Below are 12105 nucleotides of genomic sequence, written 5' to 3'. Positions count from 1 at the left end.
GTCTGCTGGGTGGTCTCCCGCAGGGCGAGGGCGCGCAGCTCGGCCGCGGCCTGCTCGGCCTCGGCGCGCTGCTCGACGGCGTACCGGTCGGCCTCCGCGCGCAGCTCGGTCGTCTCGCGGTCGGCGAGCTCGCGCTGCTCGGCCGCGTACCGGTCGGCGGCCGCGCGGACCTCGGCGCTCTCCAGGGCGGTGCGCTCGGTCAGCTCGGCGGCGCCCCGCTCGGCCTGCTCGCGGGCGGTGCGGGCACCGGCCAGCTGCTCGGCGGTCTCCTCGCGCTCCTGCCGCAGCCCGGCGGCGGCCTCCTCGCGCTCGCGCCGGCTCTCCTCGCGCAGCGCGTTCGCGGCGGCCTCGGCCTCGGCCCTGGTCCGGGCGGCCTCGGTGTCGGCCTCGGTGCGCACCCGCTCGGCGTCGGCGACCGCGGCGTCCCGGACGGCGTTCGCCTCGGCCTGGGCCTCGGCGGTCACGGCCTCCGCGGCAGCGGTCGCCTCGGAGCGCACCCGCTGGTCGAACTCGGTTGCGCTGCGCCGGAGTTCGGCGGTCTCACGCTCGGTGGCGGTGCGGTTCTCGGCGGCCGCGGCCTTGGCGGCGGCCACGGCGTCCTGGCCCTGCTGGGTGGCGGACGAGATGATCTTCTCGGCCTCGGTACGGGCCCGGGCCAGGGTCTGCTCGGCCCGGCCCTGGGTCTCGGCGGCCTGCTCCTGGGCCTGGGCGCGCAGCCGCTCGATCTCCCCGGCAGCACCCGCGCGCAGCTCGTCCGCGTCGGCCTTGGCCTTGGTGAGCAGCTCCTCGGCGTTCTTCGCCGACTCCTCGATCTGCAGGACGGCCTGGCGGCGGGCCTCGCTGCGGACCCGGTCGGCCTCGGCGGCGGCCTGGGCGCGCAGCTCCTCGGCCTCGGCGCGCAGCCGGGCCGCCTCGTCCTGCATCTGCTCGATCCGCTCGCGGATCGCGGCGGCGTCGTCCAGGGCGGCGTTCTGGGCCTGCTCGACGGCGGCCTGGGCCTGCTCGCGCAGCCGCTGGGCCTCGGCGTGCGCCTCGGCGCGGATCCGCTCCGCCTCGGCGGCGGCCTCGCTGCGGGCGGTCTCGGCGTCCTGGTTGGCGCGGCCGAGCACCTCCTCGGCGGTCTTGGCGGCCTTGGCGAGGTGGACGGTGGCGTCCTTGGCGCCGGCCGCCCGGCCCTCCTCCTCGGCCTCGCCGCGCAGTCGCTGGGCGTCGGCCTCGGCCTGCGCCCGCAGCTCCGCCACGTCCCGGTCGGCCTGGGCGCGCAGCTCGGCGATCGCGGCCTCGGCCTCGGCCTTCAGCTGGGCGGCGACCGACTCGGCGGTGGCCCGCAGCCGCTCGCTCTCCTCGGCGGCGGCGGCCTTGGCGGCGTCCGCCTCGGCCTGCCGGGTGGCGGCCTCGGCGCGGACCGCCTCGGCCTCGGCCCGGATGGCCTCGGACTCCTTGGTGGCCTTGGCGACCAGCCGGGCGATCTCGGCCCGGGCGGTCTGCGAACGCTGCTCGGTGGCGGCCTCGCCGTCGGCGACCTTGCGCTCCGCGGCGGCCTCGGCGTCGGCCTGGAGCTGCTCGGCGGCCTGCTCGGCCTGGGCGCGCAGCTCGGTGGCCTCGCGGCGGGTGCGCTCGGCCTCGGCGATCACCTCGGCCCGCAGCCGCTCTATCTCGGCCTTCGCGGCGCCGAGCTGCTGCTCGGCGCGGGCCTGCTCGGCGGCGGCCTGCTCCTTGAGCCGGCTGATCTCGGTGTGGGCGACGGCCAGCTGCTGCTCGGCGGCGGCATGGGCGGCGGCCAGCTCCTGCTGGGCCTGGCCGCGGGCCGCGTCCACGTCGGCGGCGGCCTGGGCACCGGCCTGCTGGGCGTGCTCGGAGGCGGCGCGCAGCAGCCGCTCGGCGTCGTTCTGGGCCTTCTGCAGGGCGGCCTCGGCGGCGGCCTGGGCCTCGCCGCGGGCGGCGTCCACGTCGGCGGCGGTCTGGGCGCGGGCGTGGTCGGAGAGGGCGGCGGCCTCGGCGCGGGCCGCGGCGACCATCCGCTCGGCCTCGGCGCGGGCCTCCTGCAGCAGGCGCTGGGCCTCCTGCTCGGAGCCGGACCGGGTCTGCTCGGCCCAGCCGTTGACGTGCTGCTCGGCGGCGCGGCGCAGCTCGGTGAGCTCGTCCTCCAGCTGGCGGCGGCGCGCGGTGAGCTCGGCCTCCAGCCGGGCGGTGCGCTCGGCGGCCTCGGCCATGATCCGCTGGGTGGCGGCCTGGGAGTCGCGCAGCTGGCGCTCGGCGTCGAGGCGCATCTGCTGGGCCTGCATCTCGGCGGTCCGGAGCATCTGCTCGGCCTGGCCGGAGACGGCGTCGAAGGCGCGCGGCTGGGCGAGCATGCGCCGGGATTCGTGCAGCTTGGCCCGGAGCACCTCCACCTGGTAGGCGAGGTCCTCGGCATGCTCGACTGCCTTGTCCCGCTCCTTCCGAGTCCGACCCATCTCGGCCTCGAACTGGGAGAGGTGATCGTCAACCTCGTAGCGGTCGTTGCCCCGCACTCCGCGGTCCCATCCATCTCCTGGTCGCGTCCTCGACCGGGCCGGTCCAGGGCTCCCGTGTCCGGGGTACCGGTCCGACTGGTCCTTGCATCCGCGGCCACCGGACGATCCGCTGCCAAGCCGGAGCCGTCCGCCGCGGTCGTCGGAGTCCTGGTCGCGGGAGCGCGGACGTGCCGCGTTCCCTCGTCCGGGTGGACTCCTGGGCGAACTCTTGCCTGTGGAGAATGGTGACAGATCCGTCTTGCGACTGTTCAGCCGTGCCCGCGTACTGGACTCCCCTGCGACGGGCCGACCACCGGAGGGCGGACAGGCCTGTCATCGGCCGTGCCCGTCGCCTCCGTCCCCCGGAGTCGTCGCGCACCTGGGCATTGTAGTGGGCCCGCACCGCGGGGGAATGGCCGCGTGGGGGTTTTCCGGCCGTCGGACCAGGTTACTGACGGGTCGGTAGAGCCGAATTCCGGTGTGCCGCCCGGGAGCGGGCGGCACCGGGGGTGGTTCCGAGGTCGTTTCAGTGTTCTTCGTGCTCGCCGGGCTGGGCCGAGGTGACCAGCTCGGTCAGGACGCCGCCGCAGTCCTTGGGGTGCAGGAAGGTGATCCGCGAGCCCATCGAGCCGATCCGCGGCTCCTCGTACAGGACCCGGATGCCCTTGCCGCGGATGGACTCGGCGTCGGCGTCGACGTCGGCGGTGCCGAAGGCGATGTGGTGCACGCCCTCGCCGTTCTTCTCCAGCCACTTCGCGACGGTGGAGTCCGGGCGGGTGGGCTCCAGCAGCTGGAGGTACGAGGCGCCGCCGTCGTCCGTCCCGTTGATCCGGAGCATGGCCTCGCGGACCCCCTGCTCCTCGTTGACCTCGCTGTGGAACACCTCGAAGCCGTAGGTGGCGCGGTAGAACTCGACCGTCTTGTCGAGGTCTCGGCAGGCGATGCCGATGTGGTCGATACGGGTCAGCACGGCGACCTCCAGGGCGGTGGACGGAAAGTGGCACCCAGTGCAGCGTATGGCCCCGAGGCGGCGCCAGTGCCGGACGTGCGAGCCTGCTCACACGCCGGGAAGTGTCCCGACGTTCACCCGGACCGCGTTGACACGGTGTTGACTGGACGGTGCCAGTGCGCTCGATCACACCGTCGCTCCGGTGACGGGCGGAAAACGGGTCAGTACCCTGAGCGCATCCTCACCACCTGGCCACGACGTGCGAAGGGGCCCGTCCCATGACCAACACCACCTCTGTGATCGTTGCCGGTGCGCGGACCCCGATGGGTCGCCTGCTCGGTTCCCTCAAGGGCTTCTCCGGTGCCGACCTCGGCGGCTTCGCGATCAAGGGCGCGCTGGAGCGGGCCGGCATCACGGGTGAGCAGGTTCAGTACGTGATCATGGGCCAGGTGCTGCAGGCCGGCGCCGGCCAGATCCCGGCCCGCCAGGCGGCCGTCAAGGCCGGCATCCCGATGAACGTCCCGGCGCTGACCATCAACAAGGTCTGCCTCTCCGGCCTGGACGCGATCGCCCTGGCCGACCAGCTGATCCGGGCCGGCGAGTTCGACATCGTGGTGGCCGGCGGCCAGGAGTCCATGACCAACGCCCCCCACCTGCTGCCGAAGTCCCGCGAGGGCTACAAGTACGGCGCGGTCGAGGTGCTCGACGCGATGGCCCACGACGGTCTGACCGACGCCTACGAGAACATCCCGATGGGCGAGTCCACCGAGAAGCACAACACCCGCCTGGGGATCCCGCGCGAGGTGCAGGACGAGATCGCCGCAGCCTCCCACCAGCGGGCCGCCAAGGCGCAGGCCGACGGCGTCTTCGAGGCCGAGATCGTCCCGGTCGCCATCCCGCAGCGCAAGGGCGAGCCGGTGCTGTTCAGCCAGGACGAGGGCATCCGCGCCGACACCACCGTGGAGGGCCTGGCCAAGCTGCGCCCGGCCTTCACCAAGGACGGCACGATCACCGCCGGCACCTCCTCGCAGATCTCCGACGGCGCCGCCGCCGTGGTCGTGATGAGCAAGGCCAAGGCCGAGGAGCTGGGCCTGACCTGGATCGCCGAGATCGGCGCCCACGGCAACGTGGCCGGCCCGGACAACTCGCTGCAGTCGCAGCCGTCCAACGCGATCAAGCACGCGCTGGGCAAGGAGGGCCTGGAGGTCTCCGACCTCGACCTGATCGAGATCAACGAGGCCTTCGCGGCCGTCGCCCACCAGTCGATGAAGGACCTCGGGGTCTCCGCCGACATCGTCAACGTCAACGGTGGCGCGATCGCGCTCGGCCACCCGATCGGGATGTCCGGCGCCCGCGTGGTGCTGACCCTGGCGCTGGAGCTGCAGCGCCGCGGCGGTGGGGTCGGCGCGGCCGCGCTGTGCGGCGGCGGCGGCCAGGGCGACGCGCTGATCGTCCGCGTGCCCAAGGCCTGACCGACTCCGACGTGACCTCGGGGCTGCGGACCGCCACAAGTGGTCCGCAGCCCTTCGGCATCTGCATCTGCAAGGAGATCCCGATGATCGATGTCGCCACGCTGGTCGAGCAGGCCCGGGAGGGCCGGCCGCGGGCGGTCGCCCGGCTGATCACGCTGGTCGAGAACGCCGCCCCGCAGCTGCGGGAGGCGATGGCCGCGCTCGCGCCGTACACCGGGCAGGCCTACACGGTGGGCCTGACCGGCTCGCCCGGGGTCGGCAAGTCCACCTCCACCTCGGCGCTGGTCTCCGCCTACCGGCGGCTCGGCAAGCGGGTCGGGGTGCTCGCCGTCGACCCGTCCTCGCCGTTCTCCGGCGGGGCGCTGCTGGGCGACCGGGTCCGGATGCAGGACCACGCGACCGACCCCGAGGTGTTCATCCGCTCGATGGCCACCCGCGGGCACCTGGGCGGGCTGTCCTGGGCGGCGCCGCAGGCGCTGCGGGTGCTGGACGCGGCGGGCTGCGAGGTGATCCTGGTCGAGACCGTCGGCGTGGGCCAGTCCGAGGTGGAGGTCGCCGCCCAGGCCGACACCGCCGTGGTGCTGCTGGCGCCCGGGATGGGCGACGGGATCCAGGCGGCCAAGGCGGGCATCCTGGAGATCGGCGACGTCTTCGTGGTCAACAAGGCCGACCGGGACGGCGCCGACGCCACCGCCCGGGAGCTCAACCACATGCTGGGCCTCGGCGAGGCCCGCGGGGCGGGGGACTGGCGCCCGCCGATCGTCAAGACCGTCGCGGCCCGCGGCGAGGGCGTGGACGAGGTGGTCGAGGCGCTGGAGAAGCACCGCGCCTGGCTGGAGGAGACCGGCGAACTGGCGGCGCGCCGACGCCGTCGGGCCGCCCAGGAGATCGAGGCGATCGCGCTGGCCGAGCTGCGCGCCCGGATCGGCGACCTCTCCGGCGACCGCCACCTGGCCGGCCTGGCCGAGCGGGTGGCCACCGGCGGGCTGGACCCGTACGGCGCGGCCGACGAGCTGGTGGCGGGCCTGACCACGGGCTGAGCGTTGCGCGCGGGGCCCGGGCCGCTGGACGGTTTCCAGCGGTCCGGGCCCTTGCTGCTGCCCGCGGTGCGGCTACGAGCGGCCGCGCAGGCCGCGGAGGTGTTCGGCGACCGGGGCCAGGGCCTCGTAGATGGCGTCGAGCTGCTCCGGGGTGAAGCGGTCGATGAAGTGGGCCCGGACGCTGCGCACGTGGTCCGGGGCGACCCGCTGCATGGTCTCCCAGCCCTGCTCGGTGAGGTGGGCGTAGAGGCCGCGGCGGTCGCCGGGGCACTCCTGGCGCAGGACCAGGCCCGCGTTCTCCATCCGGGTGATCTGGTGGGAGAGCCGGCTCTTGGACTGCAGGGTGGCGGTCGCGAGGTCCGTCATCCGCATCCGGTGGTCCGGGGCCTCGGAGAGCACGACCAGGATCTCGTAGTCGTTGATCGCCAGGTTGTGGGGCTGGAGTTCGCGGCTGAGCTGGTAGTCCAGCAGTTTGGCGACCTCCAGATGGGCGCGCCACATCCGCTGCTCCCGGGCGGTCAGCCAGGGGGTCTCCTCCCCGGGCTGCGGCGGTGGGTTGTCCGCGGAGTCCAGCGTGTGCGTATCCATGGGATCCAGCATAGCCGTTTTAGTTCAATCTTGTACAAGTTTACAGGCCGAAACGCCGACCGAGCTCGCCCAGGTTACCGAGGCCGGGTGCGTCGGGGTGGTCGCCGCCGTGGCCCGGCTGGTTCGGCACCCCGCCGCCCGGGACCCCGGCCTCGGCGTCCACCCGGCCGACCGACCGCTCGGCCATCAGCGTCTCGCTGGACTGCACCAGCACCTGACCTGCGCCGATGAACTCGAACTGGTGCTCCTCGCCGGAGGCGCCGCCGATGCCGGTCAGCCGCCGTAGGCCGCCGACCACCCCGTGCAGGTAGTCGTGGTCGTAGTGGTGGCACGGCGCCGGGCAGTCCGCCCAGCCGACCAGGGCCTGCGGGTCCACCCGGACCGGCGGCTCCACGAAGTGCACCGGCCCGTTGGAGGCGGCGACGAACCGGCCGGTGCCGATGAGGGTCAGGAAGCCCGGGATGATCGACTGCTTGAGCCGCAGCGCCGGGTCGAAGGCGAGCAGGTTGCCGGAGCGGACGGTCAGATTGCCGTCGTCCAGGTCGTAGGAGTTCAGGTCGAAGGCGCGGTCGGCCAGCAGCAGCCGGCCGTGCCCCTGGGCCACCACCCAGTCCGACGCGTGCAGCGGCGAGTTGAAGTGCTGGCCGAGCACCCGGTCGACCATCCCGGCGCCGACGCCGCGGAAGGAGATGTCGCCGTAGTAGGCGACCATCTTTCCCTTCTGCAGGAAGTACGAGCCGTTCAGCTGGACGGCGAAGGCATACGGGTTGACGTTGTCGTCGACCGGCAGGGTGTAGGCGTCGTACACCACCGGGCCGGTGCCGCCGTGGGCGGTCGGCAGCGGGGCCTGCGGGCCGCCGAACTGCTCCTGGGCGTACGGCGGTCGGGGCTGCTGCGGAGAGGGCCGGGGCTGCGGCTGGTAGGACGGCGGCGGCGGGGGAGGCGGTGGCGGGTAGTCCGACGACCGGCCGTAGGACGGCGGCACCGTGAAGCCCGGCTGGGTCGGCTGGTCGTGCGGCGACTGCCCGTACGGCGGCTGCGGCGGGTGGGACATCAGAGCTTCTCCTCGCTCGCCTGGACGTACACCGCGCCCTGCCCGGACAGCTCCAGCTGGAACGCCTCGCCCGAGCCGCGGCCGATCATCTCGCGCCAACCGATCGCCGTGGAGAGCTTGTTGCGCACCTCGCCGCGGTGCGCCACGTACGCCTGCGGGTCGACGTGCACCGACTGGCCGGGGGTGATCGGCAGCTCGAAGACGCCGCCGTGGGCCATCACCGCGACCGAGCCGTGGCCCTCCAGCCGGGTGGTGAACAGGCCCTGGCCGCTGACCTGGCCGCGGACCATGCCCATCACCCCGCCCTGCGAGCCGAGGAACACGGTGGACTGGCGCAGGGTGCCCTCGAAGGCGAGCAGCCGGTCCGCCTCGACGAACAGGGTGTCGCCGGCCAGGTCGATCACGTGCACGTGGTGGCCGCCGTGGCCGAACATCACCCGGCCCTGGCCCTCGACCGTCATCAGCGGGGTGTCCTCGTTGGCGACCCGCCGGCCGATCATCGACATCACCCCGCCCTGGCCGCCGGTGATGTTCGGGGTGAAGCGGACGTCGCCGGTGTACCCGAGCATCGCCCCGCGCTGGCTGAACAGCGGCCGGCCGGGCACCACCTGGGCCTCGACCATCTTGCCGTTGATCCGGGTGAAGCCCATCAGACGTCACCCCCGACGGTGACCTTCTCCGAGGGCTGGACGTACACCAGGCCCTCGCCGGTGAACTCGACCTGCACGGCCTCGCCGCCGCCCTCGCCGATCACCGTGGTCCAGCCCGCGCCCGACTTGACGCTGCGGTGCAGGTTGCCGGTGTGCGCGACGTACGCGCCCGGGTCGACCCGCAGCGGCATGTCCTTGCCGACCCGCAGGACGACGGCCGGCCCGTTGGAGGTGACGGCCGCCCAGCCGTGCCCCTCCACCTTGGTGGTGAAGAAGCCGTTGCCCGAGGAGACGCCGTTCAGCCCGGTGAAGCTGGTGCCGGTGTGCAGGCCGGCCTCGGTGCAGAGCAGGTTGTCCGCCTCGACGTAGAGCGTCTCCCCGTCGAGGCGGACCAGGTTGATCTCGGTGGCCCGGTCGGCGAAGTAGCAGGTGCCCTGCCCCTTCACCTCCATGACCGTCATCCGCTCGCCGGTCAGCCTGCGGGCGACCACGCCCCGCAGCCCGTCCCCGCCGCCGGTCAGCTTCTTGAAGGTCATCTGGCCGGTGTACGCGACCATCGAGCCGTGCCGGGCCTTGACGGCGTCCCCGCCCAACTCGACGGCGAGTACGCGCGATCCCTGGAGTCTGAACTGTGCCACGGCCGCAATCTAGCCGCCGCGGCCGTGGCGGGGGAGAGGGCGTGGACGAACTGCTACCGGTTCGGGACAAACGGGTCAGTGCCGCGCGTGCGCCCCGTGGGCGGGGCGCGGGACGGTCCCGGCCGCCTCCTCGACCTCCAGCAGCGAGGCCGAGTGGCGCTCCGCCTCGAAGGCGACCACGCCGCCGCGCAGGCCGAACAGCCGCTTGGAGAGCATGATCCAGAGCACCGCGGCGATGTTCAGGGCCAGCGTGCAGATCTTCACCGCGCTGACGTGCTCGTGCAGCTCGTAGCCCTCCAGTGGGAGGAAGGCGGCGGTGGCGACCACCGTCAGGTACTCGGCCCAGCGCTTGTTCAGCCAGAGGCCGACCGCCTCGACGATCTCGATCAGCGCGTAGGCGATCAGTGCGCCCGCGACGATCAGCAGGGTCTTCTTCTGATAGCCGAAGGTCTTGCGGATCGTCTCGACGACCGGGGCGTTGTTGATGTCCCAGTGGAAGTGGTCGGCGACCGGCTTGAAGACCGTGAGGTCCTCGTCGAAGATCCGCTGCACGGCCTCCTGGCTGTTGGAGAACTTCCAGACGCCCCAGGCGATCAGGATGATGATCACGCCGCGCAGTACCCGTTCGACGGCCAGGAAGCGCAGGATGAAGAGGTCCCGCAGCGCCTTGCCGCGCGGCACCAGCGGGGCGTCCGCCGCCGGGCCGGAGCCGTGCGGGGCGCCGAGCGCGAAGTCGCCGCAGCGCAGGCAGCGCCAGGCGTCGCCGACGGCGGTGGCGGCGTGCAGCCGGGCGGCCAGTTCGGGCTCGGTCGGCGCGTAGGTGGTGTGGCCGCGCTTGGCGCAGGTCCTGCGGTCCCAGTCACGCTTGAACATGTGGTGGCTACCCCCGTGTGTGTTGCCCCGTGTGTGCTGCCGCGGCGCCCGGTTCGGTGGGCGCGCGGGCAGCAGGATAGGGGGTACGGGCGACGCCCTGCTGCGTCCGGCGGCGTTCCGGCACGCCGTTGTGACATCCGGCACGGTGGCCACCCCCGGCCCGGGACTCGGACATGTGCTCGGTGATAATGGCCGGAAGGCTTGTGAGTCGCTTCACAAGCGCGCCCACGCCTCCGACCCCCGTATTGAGGTATCCAACGTGAACAGCAGCGCCGTCCACCGCCTGCGCCTGATCTCCGCGCCCGAGGGGATCTCCTTCATCCTGCTGCTGATCTGCTCGGTGCTGAAGCGCACGACGTCCTTCGACGCGGTGCCGGTGATGGGCATGGTCCACGGGATCCTGTTCATCCTGTACGTGGTCTTCTGGATCCAGGCCTGGCAGGCGCAGAAGTGGGACGCCAAGCGCGGCGTGCTGCTGTTCGTGCTCTCGGTGCTGCCCTTCGGCGGCTTCGTCGCCGAGCGGATGCTCGGCCGGGAGGAGCGCGGCGAGCTGCAGCCCGCCACCGCCTGATCCCGCTCCGCGTGGACGGTCGACAGGCTGCCACGGCCTCCTCTCCCAAAGGGCCGCGGCAGCCTGTCGCCGTTTCTTACCGGGAGTGGTCCGGTCGGGGGCCGCCTAGTTGACGTTGACCCCGCTCCAGGCCGCCGCCACCGCCTTGTACTCGGCGCCGTTGGCGCCGTACAGGTCGGCCGCGGCCTTGAGGCTCGCGGTGCGGGCGGCCTTGTAGTTGGTGGTGGAGGTGAAGTAGACGGTCAGCGAGCGGTACCAGATCGCCGCCGCCTTGTCCCGCCCGATGCCGGTCACCTTCGCGCCGTTGGAGGTCGGGCTGTTGTAGTTGTAGCCGTTGATGCTCTTGGCGCCGCTGCCCTCGGAGAGCAGGTAGAAGAAGTGGTTGGCGACCCCGGACGAGTAGTGGACGTCCAGGTTGCCGACACCGGAGTACCAGGAGTCCGCGGACCTGCCGTCCAGCGAGGGCTTGTCCATGTAGCGCAGCGGCTTGCCGTTGCCGAAGATGTTGATCTTCTCGCCGATCCAGTAGTTCGGCGGGTTCGCCGGCAGGTTGGCGTACCACTCGACCATGGTGCCGAAGATGTCGGAGGTGGCCTCGTTGAGGCCGCCGGACTCGCCCGAGTAGTTGAGGCCCGCGGTGGCGGAGGTGACGCCGTGGGTCATCTCGTGGCCCGAGACGTCGATCGCGGTGAGCGGGTTGGTGTTGCCGTTGCCGTCGCCGTAGGTCATGCAGAAGCAGGTGTCGTCCCAGAACGCGTTGACGTAGTTCGAGCCGTAGTGCACCCGGCTGAGCGCGCCCACGCCGTTGTTCTTGATGCCGTTGCGGCCGAAGGTCTTCTTGTAGAAGTCCCAGGTGGCCGAGGCGCCGAACTGGGCGTCCACGGCGGCCGACTGGCGGTTGGAGGTGAGCCCGTTGCCCCAGGTGTTGCTGGTGCTGGTGAACAGCGAGCCGTTGCCCGAGGTGCCGCCCTTGAGGTCGGTGGTGGACTGGCCGCCGCGGGTGGCGTCCTTGAGCGAGTAGGTCGAGCCGCTCTGGGTGGTGGTCAGCGGGACGGTGCCGACGTGGACGCCCTTGCCGCTGCCGGCCGCGGTCTGGAACTCCTCGTGGGTGGAGAGCAGTTCGCCGGTGGCCGCGTCGGTGACCACCTGCTGGCTGCTCGGGGTGCCGTCGGCGCGCTCGCCGCGCACCACCGTGCGGTGGGCCAGCCGCGGGCTGCCGTCGGCGGCCCAGACCACCAGCTCGGTCCGGTCGGTGCCGTCCACCCGGCTGAGCGCGGCCTCGTCGTCGTCGGCGGCCAGGCCGACGGTCGCCCGTACCGCGTCGGTGGCCCGCTCGGCGGCCTCGTCGGCGGACAGCCCGGGGGCCAGGCCGTCCGGCAGGGCGAGCCGGCCGGTGAACGCCCGGTCCACCGAGGCCACCGAGCCGTCGGGGCGCTGGTGCACGACCAGGTCGCCGCCGAGGACGGGGAGTCCGGCGTAGGTGCGCTCGTAGCGCAGGTGCCGGGTGCCGTCGGCGTCCACCACGGCGTCCTTGGCGACGAGCCGCTCCTGCGCGCCCAGGGCCAGGGCCCCGGCGAGCGGGGCGCTCTGTCCGGCGGCCAGAGCGAGCGGCGCGGGCTGCGGCAGGTCGGCCGCCTGGGCGGCGGGCAGGGCGGCGATCTGGATGACGCCGGCCAGCAGAGCGGTGGCGGAGAGTACGGCCGGGAGGGTCAACTTTCGTTTCACGTAGGGCGGTTCCTTCCACGAAACCCGCGGGTGCCTGCGGGTGCGCCGCG

Annotated in this window: 11 protein-coding genes; 3 read left to right on the top strand and 8 right to left on the bottom strand. The window is 73.0% G+C overall.

Going from position 1 to position 12105, the window contains the following annotated elements; genetic code table 11:
- Both ABTY61_RS09390 and mce read right to left on the bottom strand, forming a co-directional pair.
- Positions 1-2513 (bottom strand): polarized growth protein Scy-related protein (locus ABTY61_RS09390; protein WP_502895253.1); only part of this gene is annotated, 2513 nt, incomplete at its 3' end.
- A 508-nt stretch (positions 2514-3021) separates the two neighbouring features.
- Positions 3022-3465, bottom strand: a complete 444-nt coding sequence (gene mce, locus ABTY61_RS09385) for a methylmalonyl-CoA epimerase (protein ID WP_350504355.1) — start codon at positions 3463-3465, stop codon at positions 3022-3024.
- A gap of 257 nt (positions 3466-3722) precedes the next feature.
- Between mce and ABTY61_RS09380 the strand changes: the two genes are divergently transcribed.
- Positions 3723-4916 carry an acetyl-CoA C-acetyltransferase gene (locus ABTY61_RS09380; protein WP_350504354.1) on the top strand — a complete coding sequence of 398 codons (1194 nt, stop codon included), beginning with the start codon at positions 3723-3725 and terminating at the stop codon, positions 4914-4916.
- 83 nt (positions 4917-4999) lie between these two features.
- Positions 5000-5956, top strand: a complete 957-nt coding sequence (gene meaB, locus ABTY61_RS09375; protein ID WP_350504353.1) for a methylmalonyl Co-A mutase-associated GTPase MeaB — start codon at positions 5000-5002, stop codon at positions 5954-5956.
- A gap of 72 nt (positions 5957-6028) precedes the next feature.
- On the opposite strand, the gene ABTY61_RS09370 is transcribed toward meaB, so the two are convergent.
- From ABTY61_RS09370 to ABTY61_RS09350, 5 genes are all read right to left on the bottom strand, one after another.
- Positions 6029-6544, bottom strand: a complete 516-nt coding sequence (locus ABTY61_RS09370; protein ID WP_350504352.1) for a MarR family winged helix-turn-helix transcriptional regulator — start codon at positions 6542-6544, stop codon at positions 6029-6031.
- A gap of 40 nt (positions 6545-6584) precedes the next feature.
- Positions 6585-7385, bottom strand: coding sequence for an AIM24 family protein (locus ABTY61_RS09365; protein ID WP_350504493.1), 801 nt, complete (start codon positions 7383-7385; stop codon positions 6585-6587).
- Positions 7386-7597: 212 nt separating this feature from the next.
- Complete coding sequence (locus ABTY61_RS09360; RefSeq protein WP_350504351.1) at positions 7598-8248, bottom strand: AIM24 family protein; 651 nt, start codon at positions 8246-8248, stop codon at positions 7598-7600.
- On the bottom strand, positions 8248-8886 hold the full coding sequence (locus tag ABTY61_RS09355) for an AIM24 family protein (protein ID WP_350504350.1): 639 nt from the start codon (positions 8884-8886) through the stop codon (positions 8248-8250). The genes ABTY61_RS09360 and ABTY61_RS09355 overlap by 1 nt, the downstream gene beginning before the upstream one ends.
- A 75-nt stretch (positions 8887-8961) precedes the next feature.
- Complete coding sequence (locus ABTY61_RS09350; RefSeq protein WP_350504349.1) at positions 8962-9759, bottom strand: DUF2127 domain-containing protein; 798 nt, start codon at positions 9757-9759, stop codon at positions 8962-8964.
- 259 nt (positions 9760-10018) lie between these two features.
- On the opposite strand from ABTY61_RS09350, the gene ABTY61_RS09345 reads away from it, so the two are divergent.
- Positions 10019-10330: a DUF3817 domain-containing protein gene (locus ABTY61_RS09345; protein WP_350504348.1), complete on the top strand. Its 312-nt coding sequence runs from the start codon at positions 10019-10021 to the stop codon at positions 10328-10330.
- A 105-nt stretch (positions 10331-10435) separates the two neighbouring features.
- Here the strand turns inward: ABTY61_RS09345 and ABTY61_RS09340 are convergent, their stop codons facing one another.
- Positions 10436-12055, bottom strand: coding sequence for a M4 family metallopeptidase (locus tag ABTY61_RS09340; protein ID WP_350504347.1), 1620 nt, complete (start codon positions 12053-12055; stop codon positions 10436-10438).
- Between the last annotated feature and the right edge of the window lie 50 nt (positions 12056-12105).

The sequence above is a fragment of the Kitasatospora sp. NPDC096128 genome (assembly GCF_040303105.1).
GTDB lineage: Bacteria > Actinomycetota > Actinomycetes > Streptomycetales > Streptomycetaceae > Kitasatospora.
The sequence above is the reverse complement of the archived record's forward strand: the minus strand, read 5'-3'. Positions and strand labels throughout refer to the sequence as shown.

What these genes read in the sequence shown, in the direction of transcription:
- ABTY61_RS09380 (WP_350504354.1), top strand. Translation starts at nt 3,723, where the DNA reads ATGACCAACACCACCTCTGTGATCGTTGCCGGTGCGCGGACCCCGATG.
- meaB (WP_350504353.1), top strand. Translation starts at nt 5,000, where the DNA reads ATGATCGATGTCGCCACGCTGGTCGAGCAGGCCCGGGAGGGCCGGCCG.
- ABTY61_RS09370 (WP_350504352.1), bottom strand. Translation starts at nt 6,544, where the DNA reads ATGGATACGCACACGCTGGACTCCGCGGACAACCCACCGCCGCAGCCC.
- ABTY61_RS09360 (WP_350504351.1), bottom strand. Translation starts at nt 8,248, where the DNA reads ATGGGCTTCACCCGGATCAACGGCAAGATGGTCGAGGCCCAGGTGGTG.
- ABTY61_RS09350 (WP_350504349.1), bottom strand. Translation starts at nt 9,759, where the DNA reads ATGTTCAAGCGTGACTGGGACCGCAGGACCTGCGCCAAGCGCGGCCAC.